The following is a 22,492-nucleotide window of genomic DNA, read 5'->3' on the forward strand; positions in this document are numbered from 1 at the left end:
GGACGGGCATGCCGAGCTGGGCTGATCAACCGATCCCCGAGAGGGTGCTCCGGACCTGGGGGCGTTCCGCCTGGAGCTGGTGCTCGCCGATGCGGCTGCGCGGCGACCACCCGCACGCGCCGGGCGTCGTCTACCTGGTGGTGGTCGATGAGGCCGACACTCACGCAGTGGGCGACACGATCAACGCCGACGCCGAGCGCGTCAGCGAGCTCTACGGGCGCCTGCACATGAGGCTGATGAGGGACACCTGATGAGGCGAGTGCCGACGCAAAGACATAGAGCAGAAGGGCTGGCCAGAGGACTCAGGTCCAGTCGCCCGAGTCGTCGTCATTGTCGGCATACCACACGTTGGTGCATTGCCGGCCGCCGTTGTGCAGGATGCACACTCGCACGGCTCGATGGGCTCCGTCGATCCTAGGCGTCGAATAGGTGCCGTTCGAGGTGGCGGTGACCTCGCAGTAGTCCCATGTTCCGCGCGCTTCGACCTCGTGGGTGCGCAAAAAGTTGTGGTCGGAGCGCGGGCCTGTGACAGTGAAGTTGGAGCGGTCGATGCCCATCACGTCACCTTTGCTGAGCTTCGCCTTCGCGAAGGCGGAAGCGTTGGCCCGGTTGGTGTAGAGATGCACAGTTGTGCCGTGGAGGGTCGCCGGGTATTTGAGATCGCCGGTGGGGCCCTCGTCATATTTGACCTCTCCGTCGCCTTTGGCGTTCCAGGCTCCGGAGTGACAGGCCTTATCGGCGTGCGCGGCCGATGGGGCGCTCACCGAGACTGCGACCGATAAGGTGGCGCCGAGCAGAGCGGCCCAGGCAACGTGGCTGGCCGTCGTGGTCTTCGTGCGACGAGTCATTGGGGATCCCTCTATCTGTTCGATTCCTTGTGCAGTGCCTTGTATGGCCGCAACCGGACGAGTCAGGGAACAGGCTGAGGGGGCGGTACCCGCCCTGGCAAGAGCGGGGACGACTTCTGGGATGGTGGGATGACACCCGGCCGTTGAGCTGCGCTGATCCCGACCTCTGGGATGAGCTGTCGTGCCATCGGGCAGCTGGGGCGCGGGTGGCGGCTTTGGTTGCCAGCGCGGGGGTGGTAACCGCGGTTACCACCGGACATGCGACCGGCCCGCCTCCAGGAAACGGGAAACGGGCCGGTGATCTAGTTGGCTAGGGCGTCAGCTCTCCTGGTTCCAGGCCCTCCACTCGGGTCCGTGCGATGAGCCCCAAAGTAGCTGTTCGTAGTGGGAGTAACGACGCGTACAGCAGAGCGCCGCCCTCGATGCCGAGATCTCCGGAGCGGCCGAGCGCAAGGCGCACCGGGTCTACGCCGCCAGGGAGTGCGATAGGTTGCCCGCCAATGACTGAGCTTGGACCCGTCGCCTGGCCACCTGCCCCGATCAGGACCGAGCGGCTCGTGCTCCGTGAGCCCGAGGCCCGGGACCGTGCGGCGCTCATCGACCTGTTCACCTCGCCGGAGGTTGGCACCTACATCGGTGGCCCTCGACCGCGTGATGAGTTCGAGCGCGCGGTGCCCGAGGTGCCCAGGCGGCGCCCCGGCCTTTTCGTGGCCGATCTGGACGGAGCGGTGATCGGCATCATCACGCTCGACCGACGCGACGCGGAGCGTCCGGGGCACGTCCGTCCGGGCGGCGGTGAGGCCGAGCTCGGCTACATGTTCCTGCCGGAGGCGTGGGGACGCGGGTACGCCGCCGAGGCGTGCGCGGCGGTACTCGACTGGTTCACCGGCGCGCTTCCCAGCGAGCCGGTGGTGCTCTGCACCCAGACCGCCAACGACCGCTCGATGCGCCTCGCGGCGAAGCTGGGGTTCACCGAGGTGGAGCGGTTCGAGGAGTTCGGCGCCGAGCAGTGGTTCGGCGTGTGGTCCTCGGCCACGCCGTCTGGCTGACCTCGTGCTCTACAGGGCGTGTGCGTGCCCCGGCGTATCGTCGCGAAGTGGCGATACCTTAGCACTGAGTGGATCTTGGTTGATCTGGGGTGCTCGTCGTCCTGGCCGTGGTCCAGGAGTGCGCCGGCCCGCCGTGCACGTGCGGAAACCGAGGTGGGCGCGGATCTGGCTGCGGTGGTATTCGATCGTCGACCCGGACCACTCATAGGAGGCCAGGTCCGCAGCGATCACGCCGACCTGCTTGGCCACGTGCTCGACCGCCGCCTCCGGAAGTTCCCCGCGCCGGCGCGGGAACCGGCCGTAGCGGGTGTAGAACTTCAGCAAGATCACGAAAGCGAGGCGGGTGGCACCGCGCTTCCCGGCGATCAGATCTCCTCGTCCAGGATCGTCCAGTGCTCGACCAGTTCGTCGATCTTTCTGGTCGACGCTACGCGGCACGATCTTTGCTGGGTGATTCAGGCGGCGTGTGCTGCCTGCGGGGGAGGGGAGTGTCGGCTGCGTTGGATGGATGTGCCGAGAGGCTGGCCAGGCGACTGGGCGGAGGCGTACCAGCGGAGCCGGTGTGCGGAGACGCGGTCATGGGCGGGGCTACTTGGTGGGAAATGGGCGGAATCCTGAGGGTATTGGGCAGTCCGTTTGTGGGCGTTATATGCTTAATGTACTGTTACCCTGCTAACCAGTCAGAATCGAGCTTCTGTCCGGTTAAGTATTATTCGTACTGGTCAGGGCATTGTCAGTACATCCGTCCAGGCGTCTGTTCAGTGGACTTCACCTTCTCGTCCCCGCCGAGAACTCGTCGGCGCGCCGACGACGGGTACGCCGGGACGATCTGACCATGATCGATAGAACAAGATCGGAATATGGAGAGGTGCACACCTCGAGGGAGATCCGTACGGATCTCCAGGCCCGCCCAGTAGCCGGGCGCTCGAGGTGGTTGACGGGCGCGCGGCGACCGAGACGGCCATACGAAGGCATTCGGCCCGAAGCCGGCGCCTGACTACGAGCGACGCCGCCCGGGCCAGGCCGTTCGCCGCGCTTGTGGCCTTGGCCGGGGTTCGCCTGGGCGTGCGTCCAGTGGTCGCGCGTCGGTATGCAGGTCTCCGCGTGAGGCCGGAACGCCGGTGCGTCACGGGCCGCGCCGAGGCGTCTTCGGCGGCGGCGTGTGGCGGCGGCTGTCTGATGCGCGGCTCCGGTCGGGGCCTTTCGGAGCGTCTCTCGTCAGGCCGTTTCCGAGCGTTTGATGCATAATCGCACTTATGCATCAAACATGAGCGCCTCCCCTCGCAAGACTTATCGGCCGTCACGAGGCGTCCAGGTGCCCTCTGGCCCGGGCTTGGAGTTTGCACGCCGACAGCGCCCGGCCCTGGAGGTTGCGCTGCGGCGGCTGATGCCGGGCCGGGCGCTGTCGGCGAGGTGGTCGGATCGCTTGCGCTGGGATCGGGTGCACTCCCTCCGCTACCGCGAGGGCGGCTTCCGTCTTGCCTCCCCACGGGAAGCTCGATCACCATCCAACCGGCCGATCCCCTAGCACGAGCGAGCGACACCGTTCGCTTCACGCGCCGGCCGGTTGGCCGCCCGCAGCCTTGGGCGACGGCTGCGTCTACTGGTTCACCAGCGGGGGCCGGGGCCTGGACGGCGACGCGCTTTCGGCTCTCCCCTCCCTGGTTCTCCCCCGGTTCGCCCGTCGTCTTTCGCTCCCCTGCGCTGTGGGGCCGGCGGTGCGAGGAGGGTCTCGTGGCTGTCTGTGCGGGTGGGTGGCTGGGCGTGCGGGTGGGGCGGGGTGAGGGTGTTCGATCCGGCGGGGTGTGGTTTTAGGCCTTGTGAGGGGTCGGGGGTCGAAGCTACGATCACGACAACTCTTAGGAAACTTTCCTAAAAGAAAGTGTGACCCTGACACGCCACACCCACCCCCCACAGGCCGAGGACCCCCATGCGCCCCAAACGAAATCCCATCGTCCTGCTCCTGACCCTCGTGCTGGCAGCGGCGGCCGTGCTCCTCACGCCAGGGGCCGCGAGCGCGGCCTCCCCCACCGCGACCTTCGTCAAGACCTCCGAGTGGGGGTCGGCGTTCGAGGGCTCGTACACGATCAACAACGGCGGCACCACCTCCATCAACGGCTGGTCGGTCGCCTTCGACCTGCCGTCGGGCGCCTCGATCTCCTCCGCGTGGGACGCCACGATGTCCCGCAACGGCCAGCGGTTCACCTTCACCAACCTGGGCTGGAACGCCACCATCGCGCCGGGCGCCTCGGCCAAGTTCGGGTTCATCGCCAGCCCCGGCTCGGCCGTGCCGGCCAACTGCACGCTCAACGGCGCGTCCTGCGGCGGCACCACCGACCCGTCCGTCCCCGGCAAGCCGGGCACGCCCACCGCGACCACCACCAACTCGTCCATCGCCCTGTCGTGGGCCGCCTCGACCGGCACGGTGACCGGGTACCGGGTGTACGAGGGCACCACCGTCAAGGCCACCGTCACCGGCACCAGTGCGACGATCGCCTCCCTGGGCACCTGCGAAAGCCACACCTACACGGTGAAGGCGTACAACGCGCAGGGCGAGTCCCCCGCCAGCGACCCGGTGACCGCCACGACCACCGGGTGCACCAACCCCGTGCCGGGCAAGCCGGGTACGCCCACCGCCACCACCACCGGCTCCTCCATCGCCCTGTCCTGGGGCGCCTCCTCCGGCACGGTGACCGGATACCGCGTGTACGAGGGGACGACGGTCAAGGCCACCGTCACCGGGACGAGCGCCACGATCTCCTCCCTCGGCGCGTGCGAGACCCACACCTACACGGTGAAGGCGTACAACGCCCAGGGCGAGTCCCCCGCCAGCGACCCCGTGACCGCCACCACCACCGGATGCACCGGCGGCGGGCCGCTGCCCAAGCACTTCCTCACCGGGTACTGGCACAACTTCGTCAACCAGGCCGTCGCACTGAAGCTCAGCGCGGTGCCCGACGAGTACGACCTGGTCGCGGTGGCCTTCGCCGAGGCCACCGCGACCGCCGGACAGCTCTCCTTCCACCTCGACCCCGGGCTGGCCAGCGCGGTAGGCGGGTACACCGAGGCGCAGTTCAAGGCCGACATCCAGGCCCTGCACGCGCGCGGCAAGAAGGTGATCCTCTCGGTGGGCGGCGAACTCGGCCGCGTACAGGTGGCCAGTTCCCAGGCGGCGACGGCGTTCGCCGACAGCGCCTACGCCCTGATGCAGACCTACGGGTTCGACGGCGTGGACATCGACCTGGAGAACGGGCTCAACCCGACCTACATGGCCGAAGCGCTGCGCAACCTGCGTACCAAGGCCGGGGCCGACCTGATCATCACGATGGCGCCGCAGACGATCGACATGCAGTCGACCGGCGTGAGCTACTTCCAGCTTGCGCTGGCCATCAAGGACATCCTCACCGTCGTGCACACCCAGTTCTACAACTCCGGCTCGATGCTGGGCTGTGACCAGGCGCAGGCTTACAGCCAGGGCACCGTGAACTTCATGACCGCGCTGGCGTGCATCCAGCTGGAGAACGGGCTGCGTCCTGACCAGGTGGCCCTGGGCCTGCCGGCCGGGCCGGGCGCGGCCGGTGGCGGGGTCGTGGCGCCGTCCCTGGTCAACAGCGCGCTGGACTGCCTGGCCAAGCGCGTCAATTGCGGCACGTTCGTCCCCCCGCGCACCTACCCGGGCATCCGCGGCGCGATGACCTGGTCGATCAACTGGGACGCGTCCAACAACTGGAACTTCTCCCGCACCGTCAAGCCGCACCTGGCGACCCTGCCGTAGCCCCTGGCCGGCCGGGCGGTGGTGCGCCCGCGAGCGTCGAGGCCGTACCCGCGACCCCGGGTGCGGCCTCGGCCCATGCGCGGCGCGGGGTTCAGCCGGCGTCGGCCGGGGCGTGCCGCAGCAGGCGCTCCACCCGTGACAGGGTCTCGCGGACGTTGTCCTCGGATGTCGTCTCCATCGCCTGCTCCACCGGCAGCCAGCGCAGCGGCGCCGAGGCGTTCTCCGGCCGCGCCGCCTCGGGGGTGCCGGTGCGCAGGAGGTAGCGCAGGTCGGCGTGCTCGTGCGCCGGTTCGTGCCCTCCGGCGGCGACGGGGACGATGGCCAGGTGTATCAGGGAGGATCCCGGCCACAGGGCGAGGTCGGCCAGCCCGGTCTCCTCCTGCCCCTCGCGCAGCACGACCTCCAGCGGGTCGCTCTCCCCCGGGTCGGCGTGCCCGCCGACCTGCAGCCAGGTCTGCTGGCGGGCGTGCCAGCGCAGCAGCACCCGGCGCGTGGCCGGGTCGGCGATGACGGCTGACACCGTCACGTGCAGGGGTGTGGCGCGGCTCCATGGGTCACCGCCGGTGGCCAGCAGTGCCCGTAGGCGCTTCAGGTCGGCGGCCTCCTGCGGCGTGGACGGCCGGTACCCCGCCAGTGCCTCGTTCAGTGGTGTCCCGGCGGCCCCGGACATCTCGGCGTTCCGTACCACTCCCCCAGCCCCCGCTCTTCTCGTATCGGCGATCCGCCCGTGGCGGTCTCGGCCGAGAGACTTCCACACCGTGCCCGGCCCAGGCAACGCGATTACGCGCCGCCCGGGGCTGTCCGGCCCCCGGGGAGGGAACGGGGATTGGCGGTAGGCGCTGAGGAGGGGCAGACCAAGCAGGTCCGAAAGGGCAAGGGCCGGTGAGCAGGTGTTCGGCGGGGGCGGCACCGGTGCCACGGGGTCGTGCTCGGGAGTGCTGCGCCGCGGACGCCTCAGCGTGTCCGTGCTGAGGCGTCCGCGGGGAGATCTCAGGAGGCCGTTTCCATTCCGAAGAAGTGGAGATAGCCCGAGGCGGGCTTGGGCAGCTGGACGATGTCGATGGTCTTGTTCGGGTCGATGGGCACCGAGGTAGAGAAGAGGTAGGTGCTCACACGATCCAGGCCTGACGCGCTGTTGCGGTAGGTCATCTTCGCCACGACGCCGTTGCCCGGCAGCGCGCTGGCGCGGCCGCCGTTCAGCGTCCAGTCGCTGAAGGAGAGCGTGTACGTCTGGGTCGTGCCGTCGGTGTACGTGATCGTGCCCGTGCCGGTCGAGGGTCCGTTGGAGGACGAACCCAGGAAGGCGAGCTTCGAGCCCTTACCGGAGAACTCGACCTTCTGTCCGGTGGAGTTGACGTTGTCCTCGACACCGGCCGGCAGGTTCGGCCAGGTGAAAGTGGCTCCCTCTGCCGTGACGGTGGTTCCCGGGATCAGGCGCTGCGCCGCGAGCGCCTGAGCGGAGTAGCTGTGGCGGGTCGTGTCGAAGCCTCCCACGGAGGTGTTCTTGTCGTCGGTGGTACCGGGGTTGTTGAACGCCGCGGCGAGAGAGGCGTACGGAACGTCGATCGAACCGGTGCCCTCGTCGCTGACCTTCGCGTTCCTGAAGGTGGCTTCAGCGGACAGTGCGTACAGGCCGGACGTCGCGTCCGCCGGGGCGGTGACGGTCCAGGTGGTCTTCACCGACTGGCCGGGCTTGACCGAGCCGAACGTGGCGGGCGAGGTGGCTTCGGCCGTCCAGCCGCTCGGCACGGTGAGGTCGACGGAGGCCTTCGAAAGCGCCAGGGGGCTGCTGTCGTTGGTGTAGGTGGTGGTCACGGTGGCGGTGGCGCCGGGCTTGACGGTCGAGGGTGTGTCGACTGTGAGCGAGTGGGGCGCGTTGTAGCCGGGCACCAGCCACTTCTGATTGATCGTGCCGTCGCAGTTCCGGAGTTCCGCCGAGGTTCCGTTGGCGACCTTGGAGCCGGGGACGGTGAGGCATCGGCCGGATGCCGGGTTGAGCAGGGAACCGTCGGTGCCGGGCTGCCAGGTCTGCGCGGGGGTGCCGTCGCAGTCGGCGAGTTCGGCCTCGTTCCCGTTCGGGGTGGCGGCCAGGCACTTGCCGGACTGGCGGATCGTGCCGTCCGCGTGCCTGATCCACTGCTGGTCGGCGGCGGCTTCGCAGTGCCACAGGCCGAGCGTGTCCGCATGCCCCTGACCGGTCTGGTGGTTCTCCAGGCATCGCCCGGCGCCCTGCAGGCGCTCGGTCGTGGACAGGTCCCACACGTCGATGATCGTCGAGATGTCCGCGTCGGCCGTGTGGTTGATGTGCTCCAGGCCGTACATGTCCAAAAGCGTGCGCAGCACGCTGTAGTGGTTGATCTTCTCGCTGTAGTCGCCGGCCTTGGCCATCGGCCCGACGAAGATCGTCGCGATGCGGTTGAGCGGGGTGAAGTCGTCCTCGTCCCAGGTCAGCACGAAGAGGCTGTTGTTGGTCTTGGCCCACTGGATGTAGGGGTCGAAGGTGTCCTTGAGCCAGGCGTCGCCCTGCGCGATGGTGCCGTCATGCATGCTCTGCACGCCAGTGCCCACGTAGAAGGAGACGGTGGGCAGACCGGCGTAACCGGCCGGGGTGGTCGGGAACTCCTTCAGCCTCTTGTCCATCGGGTTCAGATTGCCCGGGGTGCCCGGAATGTTCTTGAAGCGGAGCCACTGCGTGGGGAGGCCCTGGTCGGCGTAGTCCGCGAAGCTGTACCCGTGGGTCACCAGCTGGTTGGGGAGGTTGTCGGTATCGACGGACTGCGGAGCCGGCCAGTCATTGGTGTTCACGATGTCAGAGGCGGACAGGAACGCGTAGTAGTTGGGCAGGCTCGGGTGCGTAATACCGTACGACTGGGTGAACGACGCGCCCTGGGCGGCCAGGGACTTGATGTACGGGGCCTGGTCCTGCGGCCTGGTCGACGGGTTCCGGAGGATCTGGTCGTATCCCTTGTTCTCCATGAACACGATGACCACGTGGTCCGGCTTGGGAACCGCGGTGGATCCCACGACGACCGAAGAGCTGGTGTCCGGACTCGGCGCGTCCGGACTCGCCTCGGCCGCTGAAACCGTGCCTGTAAGGGCGATGCATGCCAACAGGGCCGAGGCCATCACGCCTCGGATATTTGGGCGCGGTATGCGCACGGTGATCCTTCCTTGTGGCGACAGCACATGGCCGACACCGCGCGGCCGACACCGCGACCAAGACCACCGGAAAGGCATACGGCGGTGTCTCCTATGTGCTTCGCGTCCATTTCTGCCAGCGAGCAACCGTAGACACGGCCCACTTCGCACCCGGTAACGATCAGTGAACCTCCCCCGAACACGGGCAGACAGACATGTATTGCCATATGTATGTCCAAGTAGGGCGATCCGGTGGTAACGGAACGAATGGATGCGATGGGCGCTGGGCGATGACCGTCGCCGCGGTCACGCTCCGCTGCTGATCGTCGTGTTCATCCTCGTCCAGCCCCTGTCGGCGGCCAGGGCGAGCCGAAGCCCCTTGAGCACCTGACACAGGCCGGCTTCGAAAACGAACCACGACCCTCCCCGACCGGCGCACGCGACCCCTCCAACGACGACCACACCCACCGCTGGTGCGGCGCGGAGCGGATGATCGTGTCGACCTGTGCCGCGGTCGGCGGCTCGATTGAGAACATTGAAAGGGTCGTGTATCGCATCTTTGCTGTGCGACCGCCGGTGGGCGGCCGGCCCACTGCGCCCAGGGCTCGGCGATCAGTGTGATTCGTTGGTGTCGTTCTGGTTAGGTTTCGGTTCGGGCATTCGTAGGTAGAGGTTGGTAAGTACCTTTCCGGCTTTGAGCCAGTCGAGCTCTTGCGCCTCCAGCGCGGCGATCGCTTCCTGCTCACCGGCGAACTCACGGTCGAGCTGGGCGCCCTGGAGCCCGGTCGCCCAGCTGCTGCCCCACACTCCGACGGCGAACTCGCCGCTGTACTTGCGCATGACAGAGCCGCGTCTGGGGTCTGACCAGATCGGAACCCGCCGGAACGACCGCGGCAAGGAGGCGGCGAAGTCCTCGACCAGTCCGGCCGCTTCCTCAGCTGTCGACGGCGACAGCCAGACCGAGTAGTTCATCTCGGCCTCACCGCGAGACGTGTAGTAGGTGCCCTCCACGAGCAGCACGTGGCGCCCGTAGCGCTGCGCCGCTCGGTAGTTGTGCTTGCCGGAGAAGGCCACTATCTGCTGGTCACATCTGGTCGCGTCGGCGACGAAGTCGACGTCGCTGGCGGGGCTCAGGGTGAACGGCACGGGCGAGGCGGCGACGGACCGGCCGTCGAACACAACCACACTTGCGCGAAATAGGTCGATGTACCAGACCCGGTTGGCGGCACGCTGGGCGAACAGCCGAAAGAACGGATGGCGCTGTGCGGTGACCCACGCGACCAGCTTGACCGCCTGCTCCGGCCAGTCGGCGGCCGGACCACCCGCGTCGAGCAACTCGGCGGCGGCCCGGTCGAAACCGCCACCGGCGAGCCGGTCCATGTCGCCAACGCAGTCCGGGCAGTCGTCGACGCCGCCCTCCATGAACGTGTAGAACCCACGGTGCCTGCGAAGCGGCCCGCCGGTCTTGCACCGACGCCACAGCGCATACCACGCGGCCGCCCGGCCCCGGTCGTACCGACGCGCCGCGGCCTCGACCCCGTGCCCGAGGATGCGTACGGCCAGCTCTGAATCGGTCCCCTCCGCCCAGCGTTCAACCCAGTAATCGGTGGCCTCCATGACCTCCCGATCATTGCGCAACTCCGTCCGCCGTCCCGACCGATACGTCCCGGGCGTCTTGTGGATACCGAAGACGTACTCGTAAACGGTGCGCGTCCTCGGCCCGGACCCGGCCCGCAGCCGGGCCATCACGGACCTATGAAGCTCGGGCGTCCACACCCGACCCATGCCCGCCGGCACGTCGGCGTCGTCGTCGAACAGCGCATCAACGTAGCGGTCCAGATCGCTCATTGGCCCCTCCCGGCGCGACGCCCACGCCGGCGACCGCCAGGCGCGACAACAGCAGCGATGGTACGGCCGGGGAGCAAGGAATTCTTGCGGATGAATTTTCGACCATCCGCTCATCGGCATGTCCAGACGTTGCGCGGGCTCCGACGAGAAGATCAGCACCCGCCTGCGGGTCCGCCTTCCCCGCGATGGCGGAGACGGAGCGGGAGAACATCCGGGAGTCGACGCTGGAAAGGCTCGACACCGCGGCCCGCAAGGGCAAACACGACGGTCGGCCTCCGGTCATCACCGACGACATGCTGCACACCGTGCCGCGGCGCCGGGCCAACGGCGAGTCCGTCGAGCAGATCCAGCCCGACCTCATCATCCCCACCGGCAGGCGCAAGGGCCAGACCCCTTCCGTCGCCGGCATCTACATGGAGATCTCCAGTCCAAAGTAGATACGCGCCCCCTGAGGTTCCCCCTTCGATCCGAAGGCCGCCGACGGGTTACTTGTCACCTGGTTTGCCGCTCGTTAACGGCAGCCCTGTTCGTCGGTAGAGTCTTCAGTCCTTAAATGATCTTGGTTTTGGCCAATACCGATGGCCTTTACATTGTAGATCAATCCAGCGGGGTGGCCATCATCTGCTCGACCAGCGAGGTGGTGTGCTTGGCGTACCGGAACAGCGGGTGGGTGAGCACCTCCCGCAGGAACGCCACGTTGGTGCGCACCCCCGGCCCCCGGACGGCGAACTCCCCCAGTGCCCGGTCCGCCCGTGCCAGCGCCTGCGCCCGCGTGGGCGCCCAGACCGAGACCTTCGCCAGCAGCGGGTCGTAGTCGGCGGTGATCCGCGTTCCGGCGGCGGCGTGGGTGTCGACGCGGGTGAACGGCCCTCCGGGTGGCACGAACCCCTCGATGAGCCCGGGCGTGGGCAGGAAGCCGCGTGCGGGGTCCTCGGCGTTGACGCGGCACTCGATGGCCACCCCGGCGCCGGTGAGGTCCTCCTGCCGCAGGGACAGGCGCTGCCCGGCGGCGGCCAGCAGTTGCTCGCGGACCAGGTCGACGCCGGTGACCATCTCGGTGATGGGGTGCTCGACCTGCAGCCGGCAGTTGACCTCGATGAAGTGGCAGGCGCCGTGCTCGTCCAGTACGTACTCGAAGGTGCCGGCGCCGACGTATCCGGCGGCGCGGGCGGCCCGTACGCTCAGCTCGCCCAGGTGCTCGATGGTGGCGGCGGGCAGGCCGGGGGGCGGGGTCTCCTCGATGAGCTTCTGGCGGCGGCGCTGCACCGAGCAGTCGCGCGCGCCCAGGTGGACGACCTCGCCGTGGGCGTCGGCCAGGATCTGCACCTCGACGTGGCGGGCGGCGTCGAGGTACTTCTCGACGTAGACGCGCGGGTCGCCGAACAGGGCCGTGGCCTCCTGGCGGGTGGTGGCGTAGGCGCGGGCGAGGTCGCCGGGGTCGTGCACCACCGTCATGGCCCGTCCCCCGCCGCCCGCGGAGGCCTTGAGGACGACGGGGTAGCCGACGGCGTCGGCGGTGCGGGCGGCCTCGGAGACGCTTTCGGCCGGTCCGGGGCTGCCGGGCAGCAGCGGCAGGTGTGCCTCGGCGGCGAACGCACGGGCCGCGACCTTGTCGCCCAGGCGCGCGATGACGCCTGCCGGCGGGCCGATCAGGGTGATGCCGTGCGCGTGGCAGATCTCGGCGAACTCCGGGCTTTCCGACAGGAAGCCGTAGCCGGGGTGGATCGCGTCGGCGCCGGTCTGCTGGGCGGCGGCGATGATCGCGGCCGGGTTGAGGTAGCTGTGCCGCGGCGAGGCCGGTCCGATCTGAACGGACTCGTCGGCCTGGTGGACCGCCGGGGAGTCGCGGTCCACCGTGGAGTGGGCGACCACCGTGCGGACGCCCATCTCGCGGCACGTCCGAAGCACGCGCAGGGCGATCTCGCCCCGGTTGGCGATCAGAACTGTGGTGAACATCGCGCTCCAGGTTCCGGGCTTTCGAGGAAAACGATCAGATGGGATGGCCGGCGGCTGTGCCTATGGCCGAGCCTTCGACTCAGCGGTTCGGGAGTTCGGGGCGCTCCTGAGGCGGCGTTGACAGGTCAGGGGGCGTCGCCGGGCACCAGGGCCAGGAGCGGCTCCTCGTACTGCACGGGCGTGCCGTCCTCGGCGACGATCTCGCTGACGCGGCCGGCGTGCTCGGCCTGCACGGCGTTCATGAGTTTCATCGCCTCGATGACGCCGATCTGCTGGCCTGCCTCGACCAGGTCGCCGACCTGGACGAACGGCGGTGCTCCGGGTTCGCGGGCGCGGTAGAAGGTGCCGACCATGGGCGCGGTGACCAGCATCGTGCCCGTGCCGTCGGCCGTGCCCGCCGGATCGGCCGCGGTGCCCAGTGGTGTCGCGCCGGAGTGGGCCGGGAGGTGGGCGGCGTCCTGGGCGGGGCCGTGGCCGCCTGGGGCCGGTCCGGGTGGGGGTGACCACTGGACGTCGATGGCCAGGGTGGCGGTGGAGACGGTGATCCGGCGCAGGGGTGCCTGGCCGGCCGAGCCGAGCCGGGCGGCGTGCCGGACCACCCAGTCCAGCACCTGCTCGCGTTCGTCCTGGCCGGTGGTTTCGGGTGTCATGCACGTCCTCCTTCGACGCGGTGCCGGACGCGGTATCGGTCGCGGTGTCCGGGTGATGTCCGGCGCGATGTCACGGGTGCGGGGACGGGGACGGGGCCGGGCGCCGGGTCAGGCGCGCAGGCCGAAGCGGCGGAAGCGTGCCCGGCGGTCGGCCACCAGGCGGGCGGGGTCGGCCGGTACCAGTTCGTGCAGCGTGGCGGCGACCGCCTGGCCGACCAGGCGGGCGGTGAGGGCCGGGTGGCGGTGGGCTCCGCCCTCGGGTTCGGGGACGACGGCGTCGACGATGCCCTGGCGCAGCAGTTCGCGGGCGCCCAGGCGAAGCGCGGCGGCGGCCGTGGGCGCGGCGGCGGCGTCGCGCCACAGGATGGCGGCGCATCCTTCGGGGCTGATCACCGAGTAGACGGCGTTGCCCAGGGCCAGCACGCGGTCGGCGACGCCCAGGGCCAGGGCTCCGCCGCTGCCGCCCTCGCCGGTGATCACGGCGACGATGGGGACGGGCAGGCGGGACATCAGGCGCAGGTTCTCGGCGATGGCGTGGGCCTGTCCGCCTGCCTCGGCCTCGACGCCGGCGTGGGCGCCGGGGGTGTCGATGAGGGTGAGGATCGGCAGCCCGAGCTTGGCGGCCAGGCGCATCAGGCGGGCGGACTTGCGGAACCCGGCGGGTGATCCCATGCCGAAGTTACGGGCGACCAGTTCGCGGGTGTCGTGGCCTTTCTGGTGGCCGATGAGCATGACCGGGACGGGTCCGAGGCGTCCGATACCGCCGACGATGGCCGGGCAGTCGCCCGAGGCGCGGTCGCCGCGCAGTTCCTGGAAGTCCTCCAGCAGGTGGCCGGCGTAGTCCAGGGTGGTGGGGCGGCCGGGGTCGCGGGCCAGGGTCACGGTGGCCCAGGCGGCGGTGTCGTCCTCGGGCAGGTCCTCGGCGCGGCGTGCCAGCGGCGGGGCGTTGTCGCGCCATTCGGCGGGCATCGGGCGGCCGCGGCGGGCCCAGGAGGCCGCCGCCAGCAGGCGGGTCAGGGCGGCGGCCAGTTCGGGGCGGCGCAGGACGCCGTCCACCAGGCCGCCGGCCAGCAGGGTCTCGGCGGTCTGGAAGCACTCGGGGAGGGTCTGGCGGAGGGTTCCGGCGATGACGCGGGGCCCGGCGAAGCCCATGTGGGCGCCGGCCTCGGCGAGGATGACGTCGCCGAGGGTGGCGTAGGAGGCGGCGACGCCCCCGTAGGTGGGGTCGGTCACCACCGAGACGGTGAGCAGCCCGGCGTCGTCCAGGTCGGCGAGCGCCTGGCTGGTCTTGGCCATCTGCATCAGGGCGAGCGCGCCCTCCTGCATGCGGGCGCCGCCCGAGGCCGAGACGATCACCAGCGGGGTGCCGGTGGCCAGGGCGTGCTCGGCCGCGGCGGTGACCTGCTCGCCGACGGCGCAGCCCAGGCTGCCGCCCATGAACGCGAAGTCCATGACGGCCAGCACCAGCGGGTGGCCGTCCCGGGTGGCGGTGCCGCAGAGGACGGCCTCGCTCAGGCCGGTGTCGCGGCGGGCCTGCTCCAGGCGGTCGGGGTAGGGGCGGGTGTCGGTGAAGCCGAGCGGGTCACAGACGGTGGGCGCGGCGGCCAGGGGCCGGTAGGAGCCGGGGTCGGTGAGCTGGCCGACCCGCTCGGCGGCGCCGAGCCGGTCGTGGTGGGCGCAGGCCGGGCAGACGCGCAGGCCGCGGCGGAAGTGCTCGCCGTAGACGGGCGCGGCGCATCCGGGGCAGTGCACCCACAGCGGGGCGGGCTCGGCGGGCGCGGGAGGCGCGAAGGGTGTGGGAGTGCGGGACGCCGGGGCGGCGGAGGTGGCGGTCATGCGGGGCGCTCCGCGCGGGCCGCGGGTCGGGCGTGTGGTCGCATGGCATTCCTCCCGTCACTGCCGGAGGTACGCGGGCCGGCGGCGTGGTGGCGTATCTCCTTGTCCGCACACCCTCCCTCTGGGCGCTGGTCGGGTGCTCGCGGGGCGATGGAGGCGCCCTGGACCGGACCCCGCACCGGGCCGGGAACCGCGGGAAGACCGTGCGAAGACGGGGCGGGGACCGTGCGGGGACGGGGCCTGGCGGTGGGTCGGGACGGCAGGGGCGCGGCGGGGTCTCCCCCAACCCGACGGCCTTTATGCCGAAATTATGCGCTATTTCACATCAAAACGGGCAGCGATGCGGCGGCGAATCCGTACGAAGATCCGCTACTTCACTATTCGGGAAATAAGCGCGAGGTAAAGAATATAGTACCAGACCAGGACTTTTTCGCAGATTTTGTCCTCATGAGCCATCTCTCCGGAAGTTCCGATAAGCGAGTTCATCTAAATTCGAGAGGTCCACCAGCGCCGGGCGTGCACCGGCGCCGCGCACCGGTCGGGGCTCGCACGACTTCGACGATCATCAGGCGGAGATCACATGGAATTCCGGGTGCTGGGTTCGCTTCAGGTCGTCGACGAGGGCGCGGATCTGACTCCGAGCGCCGCCAAGGTGCGCGCGGTGCTGGCGATGCTCGTCCTGCGACACAACCAGATCGTGTCCACCCGCGAGCTGATCGACGAGCTGTGGGGCGAGCGGCCGCCGGCCACCGCGCTGCCCACGCTGCACACCTACGTCTACAAGCTGCGCAAGATGCTCGGCACCGGCGGTCCCGCCTCGGTGGTCACCCAGCCCTACGGCTACCTGCTGGCCACCACACCCGAGACCATCGACGTGTTCCGCTTCGACCGCCTGGTCGCCGAGGGGTGGAACGGCCTGGAGCACGGCGACCCGCAGCACGCCACCGACACGCTGACGCAGGCCCTGGCGCTGTGGCGCGGACCGGCGCTGGCCAACCTGGCGGCAGGGGAACTGCTGTCGGCGCAGATCACCCGGCTGGAGGAGGGCAGGCTGCGCGCCCTGCAGCTGCGCCTGGCCGCCGACCTGCGCCTGGGCCGCCACCGTGAGCTGATCAGCGAGCTGAAGGAGCTGATCGCGACCTACCCGCTCAACGAGGACTTCTACGCCAAGCTGATGACCGCCCTGTACCAGGTGGGGCGGCGCGGTGAGGCGCTGGAGGTGTTCCAGACCCTGCGCCAGGTGCTCATCGGCCAGCTCGGCCTGGAGCCCTCCCCCGCGCTGTGCCGCCTGCAGCAGCGGCTGCTGTCGGCCGACCCGGGGCTGGAGCAGCCGGGCCTGGACCATCCCGAGCTGGCCGACCCGCTGCCCGAGACCGCCTCCCCGGCGCCGTCCCCCTCCCCCGTGCTGTTCGCCGCGCCGGCGGCCAGGGCGATGGAGGTCAGGCCCGCCCAGCTCCCGCCCGACATCGCCGACTTCGTCGGGCGAGCCCAGGTGACCGACCGGATCGCCGCGGTGCTGGCCGGCGGCGGGGCGGGCGGCGAGCCCGGCACGGCCGTCCGGGTGCTGTGCCTCAGCGGGATGCCCGGCATCGGCCAGACGGCCCTTGCCGTGCACGCCGCACACCGCGCCCGGGCCGCGTTCCCCTCGGGCCAGCTGTTCGCGGGCCTGGGCGGCGGCTCGGCCCCGGCCGACCCCGGCGAGGTGCTGGCCGGGTTCCTGCGCGCCGCGGGCGTGGCGCCCGGCGACGTCCCGGCCGACCGCGACGAGCGCAGCAAGCTGTTCCGCACCTGGTGCAGCGACCGGCAGGTGCTCATCGTGCTGGACGACGCGAGCGGCGCCGCGCAGATCCAGCCGCTGCTGCCCGGGTCTGCCGGATGCGCGGTGATCGTCACCAGCCGCTTCTCGCTGCACGGCTTCGCCGGCGCCTGCATGGTGGAGGTGGACCCGCTCACCCAGGAGGAGGGGCTGGAGCTGCTGGGCCGCATCGTCGGCCCGGCCCGCACCAGCGCCGAGCGTCACGCGGCCGAGCGGATCGTCCGCCTGTGCGGGCGGCTGCCGCTGGCGCTGCGCTGCGCCGGGTCGCGGCTGGCCGCCGGGCAGGGGCTCACGCTGGGCACCTTCGCCGACCGGCTGGAGGACCCGCGCAGCCGCCTGGCCGACCTGTGCGTGGCCGACCTGGACGTGCGCACCGCCTTCCGCGGCACCTACGAACGGCTCGGCGACCCCGAGCGCAGCCTGTTCCGGCTGCTCGGCCTGCTGCAGACCCCCCACATCACCCCCCGGCAGACCAGCGCGCTGCTGGGCTGCGAGGACGACCACGCCGAACGGCTGCTGGCGCGCCTGGCCGGCTGTCACCTGCTGTCGGCCAGGCCCGGCCCGCCGGGCGAGGTGCGCTACGGCATCCACGAGCTGGTCCGGCTGTACGCGCGCGAGTGCCTGGAGCGGGAGCTGGACACCTTCGGCGAGCACGCCGGGGACACCCGGCAGGGCGAGGCGGGGCAGGTGGCGGCCGGTGCGCCGGTGGTACCGGGGCAGGCTCCGGGCCAGGGGCCGGCGGAGGCGCGCGGCGGGCGGGAGGGGGACGGCGGCGGGGAGGTCTCCCTGCCGGTGCTCGCGCGGCCCGCCGGGTGCGTCAACGGCGGCCCGGCGCGCGTCCTCGGCCCTTGACGTGCTCTTCGGCATGAATGCCGAAGATTCAGTACCGCACCTGCGCGGCACCTCTGCGGCTTCCTGCTTCACCGACCCGCGCCGCTGAAGTGGTCTTACCGGGTCTCCACAGGCTTCGAGTCCGCAAGGACCCCGTTCCCGCCCGTCCGGCGGTACCTGACACGGATCACCCGCCGGGACACCGAAGCGCCCCGGCGGCGAAATGGCTTTATCAACCGCTCGGCGCGGTGGTGCCAGGCCGGCACTAGCCCTGCATCAGCGGCACTCCAGATGTCCCGGACAGCATTGCCGTCTAAGGACGAAAGGAGACGTCTGGTGCATCGGACGCTAATCGTGGCACGGATGGAGCCCTCCGAGACGGAGGCCGTCGCCAAGATCTTCGCGGACTCTGACGCGAGCGACCTGCCCCACATCATCGGGGTGTCGCGGCGCACGCTCTTCCGCTTCCACGACCTCTACTTCCACCTCGTCGAGGCCGACCAGGACATCACGCCGAACCTGTACAAGGCGCGCAGCCACCCCCTGTACGGCGAGATCAACCAGCGGCTCGGCGAGCACATCCGCCCCTACGACCCGAACTGGCGCGAGCCCAAGGACGCCATGGCCGAGCCGTTCTACACCTGGGAGGCCGACGGCCGTGACTGAGATCCGCCTCAACAAGATCACCGCCGGGGACGTCGAGCCCAACCGCCGCCGCGGCGGCGACATCCGGGTCATGCTCAGCCCCAAGACCGTCGGCGCCGCCTCCGGCTTCATGGGCGCCGCCTACCTCAAGCCCGGCGAGCACTTCATCGAGCACTACCACCCGTACTCCGAGGAGTTCATGTACGTGGTGCGCGGGACGGTGCGGGTGCGCGTCGACGGCAGCCAGGAGATCGACCTGTCCCCCGGCGAGGCGCTGATGGTGCCGCGCAACGTCCGGCACCGGGTGGAGAACCACGGCCACGACGAGGTGTGCATGGTCTTCCACCTCAGCCCTCTGGCGCCGCGGCCCGAACTCGGGCACGTGGACACCGAGCCCAACCCGCACACCGGCAAGGAGCCCGAGGTCGGGCACGCGGGCCGGCCCGGCGGCGCCGGGGAGGCCGTGGCAGGGAGCCCGCGGTGAACGCCGCGGACGCCGCCGGCGCGCCGGGCACCGCACTTGCGGGGGACACCGGCCGCTCGGCGGGCGCAGTGAGCACGGTTGCCGCAGGGGGCCGGGCGGGCACGGCCGGCGCCGCGGAGCCCCGTCCGGGCGCCCGGCGCCGCACCCGTGCCCGCCCCGGCGCGCGGCGCTCACGCCACGCCCGCACCGGCCGCCGCGTGGTCATCACCGGGATCGGCGTCGCCGCGCCCGGCGGCATCGGCACCGGGCCGTTCTGGGACCTGCTCACCGCCGGGCGCACCGCCACGCGGGCGATCACCCTGTTCGACGCCACCGGGTTCCGCTCCCGCATCGCCGCCGAGTGCGACTTCGACCCGGCCGCGCACGGGCTGTCCCCGCAGGAGGTCCGCCGCATGGACCGCGCCGCGCAACTCGGCGTGGTCAGCGCCCGCCAGGCCCTGGCCGACAGCGGCCTGACACCCCGCGACGTGCCGCCCGAACGGCTCGGCGTCACCGTCGGCAGCGCCGTCGGCTGCACCATGGGCCTGGAACAGGAGTACGTCGTGCTCAGCGACGGCGGCCGCCAGTGGCTCGTCGACCCCGCCTACGGGGTGCCCCAGCTCTACGGGTACATGATCCCGAGCACCATCGCCACCGAGGTCGCCTGGGCCGGCGCCGCCGAGGGCCCGGTCGCGCTCATCTCCACCGGCTGCACCGCCGGCCTGGACTCGGTCGGCCACGGCTACCAGCTCGTCCGCGAGGGCGGCGCCGACGCCGTCCTGGCCGGGGCCTCCGACGCGCCGATCTCGCCGATCACCGTCGCCTGCTTCGACGCCATCAAGGCCACCTCGCCCAGCAACGACATCCCCGGCACCGCCTCACGCCCCTTCGACCTGGACCGCAACGGCTTCGTCCTCGGCGAGGGCTCGGCCATGATGGTCCTTGAGGAGCGCGACGCCGCCCTGGCCCGCGGGGCACGGGTGTACGCCGAGATCGTCGGCTTCGCCAGCCGCAGCAACGCCTACCACATGACCGGCCTCAAGCCCGACGGCCGTGAGATGGCCGAGGCGATCCGCACCGCCCTGCACCAGGCCCGGCTGCGCCCCGGCCAGGTCGACTACGTCAACGCCCACGGCTCGGGAACCCGCCAGAACGACCGCCACGAGACCGCCGCCTTCAAGGCGGCCCTCGGCGAGCACGCCTACCGGGTCCCCGTCAGCTCCATCAAGTCCATGATCGGGCACTCGCTCGGCGCCATCGGATCCATCGAGGTCGCCGCCTGCGCGCTCGCCATCACCCACAACGTCGTCCCGCCCACCGCCAACCTGCACACCGCCGACCCCGAATGCGACCTGGACTACGTCCCGCTCACGGCCCGCGACACGCGGGTCGACGTCGTGCTCAGCGTCGGCAGCGGGTTCGGCGGCTTCCAGACGGCGATGCTGCTCGCCCGCGGCGACAGACCCGGCCAGGAAGGCGGCCGTGAATGACCGAACCCGCACGCGCACACTCCCGCGCACGCTCCCGCACACCCGCACGTCACGACGACCGCCCGGTGGTGACCGGCATCGGCGTCGCCGCGCCCAACGGCCTGGGCACCCCGGCCTACTGGGCCGCCACGCTCGACGGCAAGAGCGGCCTCGGCCGCATCACCCGCTTCGACTCCGACCGCTACCCGGTGCGCGTCGCCGGGGAGGTGTCGGAGTTCGACGCCACCGATCACGTGCCCAGCCGCCTGGCCGTCCAGACCGACCACTGGAGCCACCTCGGCCTCACCGCCGCCGACATGGCGCTGCGCGACGCCGGGGTCGACCCCGCCGCACTGCCCGAGTACGAGATGGCCGTCGTCACCGCCGGCTCCTCCGGCGGCACCGAGTTCGGCCAGCGCGAGATCGAGAAGCTGTGGTCCCAGGGCCCCGGATACGTCGGCGTCTACCAGTCCATCGCCTGGTTCTACGCCGCCACCACCGGGCAGATCTCCATCCGCTACGGCATGCGCGGCCCCTGCGGCGTCATCTGCGCCGAGCAGGCCGGCGGCCTGGACGTGCTCGCCCAGGGCCGCAGGCTGCTGCGCCAGGACGCCCGCGTGGTGGTCACCGGCGGCACCGACGCCTCCCTGTGCCCCTACGGCCTGGTCGCCCAGATCTCCACCGGGCTGCTCAGCACCCGCGACGACCCCGAGCGCGCCTACCTGCCCTTCGACGACGACGCCTGCGGGTACGTCCCCGGCGAGGGCGGGGCGATGCTCATCATGGAGGACGCCGACGCCGCCCGCGCCCGCGGCGCCCGCCCCTACGGCGCCGTCGCCGGCTACGCCGCCACCTTCGACCCTCGTCCGCTCCCCGGGCAGGAGCCCCGCTCCAACCTGCGCCGCGCGATCACCCTGGCCCTGCGGGAGGCCCGCATCGAGCCGGGCGAGGTGGACGTCGTCTTCGCCGACGCCCTCGGCGTGCCCGCCCACGACCGGCTGGAGGCGCAGGCCATCTCGGCGGTCTTCGGCCCGCACGGGGTGCCGGTGACCGCGCCCAAGACCATGACCGGCCGCCTGTACGCGGGCGGCGCGTCCCTGGACGTCGCCACGGCGCTGCTGGCCATCCGCGACGGGGTGATCCCGCCCACCGTGGGGGTGCGCGCCGCCTCCCCCGCCTACGAGCTGGACCTGGTGCGCAGCACGGCCAGGGAAGGGCCGGTGCGCAACGCGCTGGTCCTGGCCCGGGGCCACGGCGGGTTCAACGCGGTGCTGCTGCTCACCGCCACCTGAACCCGGCACGGCCTCTCACCGCGCCTCCCGCGGCGCCACCCCTGGTGGCGCCTTCGGCGGCGCCCAGCCCCGATCCGATCCGCTCCTATCCGCGACAACGGAGGACGACATGACCACGTTCACCCTCGACGACATGAGACGCATCATGGGCGGCTGCGCCGGCGTGCCCGAGACCCTCGACCTGGCCGGGGACATCGGCGAGGTGTCGTTCGCCGAGCTCGGCTACGACTCCCTGGCCGTGCTGGAGATGGCCGCCCGCATCCAGCAGCAGCTCGGCGTCCGCATCCCCGACGACGCCGTCGACGAGATGAAGACCCCGCAGGCGGCCGTCGACTACGTCAACCGCCGCCTTGCGGCCTGACATCGGAGGAACCATGGCAGGACACACCGACAACGAGATCATCATCGCGGGGCCGATGGACCTGGTCTGGAACATGACCAACGACGTCGAGGCCTGGCCCACGCTGTTCAGCGAGTACGCCGCCACCGAGATCCTGGAGCAGCGCGGGCCCACCGTACGCTTCCGGCTCACCATGCACCCCGACGCCGAGGGCAACCAGTGGAGCTGGGTCTCCGAGCGCACCCCCGACCCGGCCACCCGCACCGTGCGCGCCCACCGCGTCGAACCCGGCTGGTTCAAGTACATGAACCTGTTCTGGGAGTACACCGAGGTCCCCGACGCCGTGCGCATGCGCTGGGTCCAGGACTTCGAGATGAAGCCGGACGCGCCGCTCAGCGACAAGCAGATGACCAAGCGCCTCAACGACAACACCGTGATCCAGATGAACCGGATCCGGCAGCTCGTCGAGGAGGCCGCCTCCGCCTCACCCGCCCGGATGTGACCCCTTCCGGGCCCGCCATCCGCCGGACACCACA

At 70.9% G+C, this 22,492-nt stretch carries 19 protein-coding genes; 11 read left to right on the forward strand and 8 right to left on the reverse strand.

The genetic code is table 11. The features are described from left to right. Window positions 1-8 precede the first annotated feature (8 nt). Window positions 9-251 (forward strand): hypothetical protein, encoded by a 243-nt coding sequence (locus AB0H21_RS30305; protein ID WP_358523319.1) that lies wholly within the window; start codon window positions 9-11, stop codon window positions 249-251. A 51-nt stretch (window positions 252-302) separates the two neighbouring features. Here AB0H21_RS30305 and AB0H21_RS30310 read toward each other — a convergent pair whose 3' ends face one another. Next, the gene (locus AB0H21_RS30310; RefSeq protein WP_358523321.1) at window positions 303-848 is read right to left on the reverse strand and encodes a hypothetical protein; all 546 of its coding nucleotides are present in this window, start codon (window positions 846-848) and stop codon (window positions 303-305) included. 500 nt (window positions 849-1,348) lie between these two features. Here AB0H21_RS30310 and AB0H21_RS30315 point away from each other — a divergent pair, with 500 nt between their 5' ends. After that, complete coding sequence (locus AB0H21_RS30315) at window positions 1,349-1,897, forward strand: GNAT family N-acetyltransferase (protein ID WP_358523323.1); 549 nt, start codon at window positions 1,349-1,351, stop codon at window positions 1,895-1,897. Window positions 1,898-1,906: 9 nt separating this feature from the next. Here AB0H21_RS30315 and AB0H21_RS30320 read toward each other — a convergent pair whose 3' ends face one another. Further along, window positions 1,907-2,335 carry a DUF4158 domain-containing protein gene (locus AB0H21_RS30320; RefSeq protein ID WP_358523325.1) on the reverse strand — a complete coding sequence of 143 codons (429 nt, stop codon included), beginning with the start codon at window positions 2,333-2,335 and terminating at the stop codon, window positions 1,907-1,909. Between the two features lie 1,492 nt (window positions 2,336-3,827). On the opposite strand from AB0H21_RS30320, the gene AB0H21_RS30325 reads away from it, so the two are divergent. Then, window positions 3,828-5,672 carry a cellulose binding domain-containing protein gene (locus AB0H21_RS30325; protein ID WP_358523328.1) on the forward strand — a complete coding sequence of 615 codons (1,845 nt, stop codon included), beginning with the start codon at window positions 3,828-3,830 and terminating at the stop codon, window positions 5,670-5,672. Window positions 5,673-5,763: 91 nt separating this feature from the next. On the opposite strand, the gene AB0H21_RS30330 is transcribed toward AB0H21_RS30325, so the two are convergent. From AB0H21_RS30330 to AB0H21_RS30340, 3 genes are all read right to left on the reverse strand, one after another. After that, window positions 5,764-6,342, reverse strand: coding sequence for an NUDIX domain-containing protein (locus tag AB0H21_RS30330; protein WP_358523331.1), 579 nt, complete (start codon window positions 6,340-6,342; stop codon window positions 5,764-5,766). 320 nt (window positions 6,343-6,662) lie between these two features. Next, window positions 6,663-8,696 carry an alkaline phosphatase family protein gene (locus tag AB0H21_RS30335; protein ID WP_358523334.1) on the reverse strand — a complete coding sequence of 678 codons (2,034 nt, stop codon included), beginning with the start codon at window positions 8,694-8,696 and terminating at the stop codon, window positions 6,663-6,665. 726 nt (window positions 8,697-9,422) lie between these two features. Beyond that, a complete protein-coding gene (locus AB0H21_RS30340; RefSeq protein WP_358523336.1) occupies window positions 9,423-10,817 on the reverse strand; it encodes a hypothetical protein in 1,395 nt (464 codons plus the stop codon). 26 nt (window positions 10,818-10,843) lie between these two features. Here AB0H21_RS30340 and AB0H21_RS30345 point away from each other — a divergent pair, with 26 nt between their 5' ends. Further along, window positions 10,844-11,095: a hypothetical protein gene (locus tag AB0H21_RS30345; protein ID WP_358523337.1), complete on the forward strand. Its 252-nt coding sequence runs from the start codon at window positions 10,844-10,846 to the stop codon at window positions 11,093-11,095. Window positions 11,096-11,255: 160 nt separating this feature from the next. Here the strand turns inward: AB0H21_RS30345 and AB0H21_RS30350 are convergent, their stop codons facing one another. The 3 genes from AB0H21_RS30350 to accA all read right to left on the reverse strand — a co-directional run bounded on the left by AB0H21_RS30350 (window position 11,256) and on the right by accA (window position 15,100). After that, a complete protein-coding gene (locus AB0H21_RS30350) occupies window positions 11,256-12,614 on the reverse strand; it encodes a biotin carboxylase N-terminal domain-containing protein (RefSeq protein WP_358523339.1) in 1,359 nt (452 codons plus the stop codon). A 125-nt stretch (window positions 12,615-12,739) separates the two neighbouring features. After that, window positions 12,740-13,264, reverse strand: a complete 525-nt coding sequence (locus tag AB0H21_RS30355) for a biotin/lipoyl-containing protein (RefSeq protein ID WP_358523342.1) — start codon at window positions 13,262-13,264, stop codon at window positions 12,740-12,742. 108 nt (window positions 13,265-13,372) lie between these two features. Further along, window positions 13,373-15,100 carry an acetyl-CoA carboxylase carboxyl transferase subunit alpha gene (accA, locus tag AB0H21_RS30360; RefSeq protein WP_358523345.1) on the reverse strand — a complete coding sequence of 576 codons (1,728 nt, stop codon included), beginning with the start codon at window positions 15,098-15,100 and terminating at the stop codon, window positions 13,373-13,375. Between the two features lie 592 nt (window positions 15,101-15,692). Between accA and AB0H21_RS30365 the strand changes: the two genes are divergently transcribed. The 7 genes from AB0H21_RS30365 to AB0H21_RS30395 all read left to right on the forward strand — a co-directional run bounded on the left by AB0H21_RS30365 (window position 15,693) and on the right by AB0H21_RS30395 (window position 22,458). Further along, complete coding sequence (locus AB0H21_RS30365; protein WP_358523348.1) at window positions 15,693-17,768, forward strand: BTAD domain-containing putative transcriptional regulator; 2,076 nt, start codon at window positions 15,693-15,695, stop codon at window positions 17,766-17,768. Window positions 17,769-18,083: 315 nt separating this feature from the next. Continuing rightward, a complete protein-coding gene (locus AB0H21_RS30370) occupies window positions 18,084-18,413 on the forward strand; it encodes a TcmI family type II polyketide cyclase (RefSeq protein ID WP_358523351.1) in 330 nt (109 codons plus the stop codon). Further along, complete coding sequence (locus AB0H21_RS30375) at window positions 18,406-18,876, forward strand: cupin domain-containing protein (RefSeq protein WP_358523353.1); 471 nt, start codon at window positions 18,406-18,408, stop codon at window positions 18,874-18,876. Before AB0H21_RS30370 ends, AB0H21_RS30375 begins: the two co-directional genes overlap by 8 nt. A 197-nt stretch (window positions 18,877-19,073) precedes the next feature. Further along, window positions 19,074-20,345 carry a beta-ketoacyl-[acyl-carrier-protein] synthase family protein gene (locus AB0H21_RS30380; protein WP_358523690.1) on the forward strand — a complete coding sequence of 424 codons (1,272 nt, stop codon included), beginning with the start codon at window positions 19,074-19,076 and terminating at the stop codon, window positions 20,343-20,345. Then, the gene (locus AB0H21_RS30385; protein ID WP_358523355.1) at window positions 20,342-21,616 is read left to right on the forward strand and encodes a ketosynthase chain-length factor; all 1,275 of its coding nucleotides are present in this window, start codon (window positions 20,342-20,344) and stop codon (window positions 21,614-21,616) included. Before AB0H21_RS30380 ends, AB0H21_RS30385 begins: the two co-directional genes overlap by 4 nt. Window positions 21,617-21,725: 109 nt before the next feature. Further along, window positions 21,726-21,977, forward strand: a complete 252-nt coding sequence (locus AB0H21_RS30390) for an acyl carrier protein (protein ID WP_358523358.1) — start codon at window positions 21,726-21,728, stop codon at window positions 21,975-21,977. A 13-nt stretch (window positions 21,978-21,990) separates the two neighbouring features. After that, the gene (locus tag AB0H21_RS30395; protein WP_358523359.1) at window positions 21,991-22,458 is read left to right on the forward strand and encodes an SRPBCC family protein; all 468 of its coding nucleotides are present in this window, start codon (window positions 21,991-21,993) and stop codon (window positions 22,456-22,458) included. The last annotated feature ends 34 nt before the right edge of the window (window positions 22,459-22,492 follow it).

It is taken from the genome of Sphaerisporangium sp. NPDC051011 (genome assembly GCF_040653595.1).
Taxonomy (GTDB): Bacteria; Actinomycetota; Actinomycetes; order Streptosporangiales; family Streptosporangiaceae; genus Sphaerisporangium.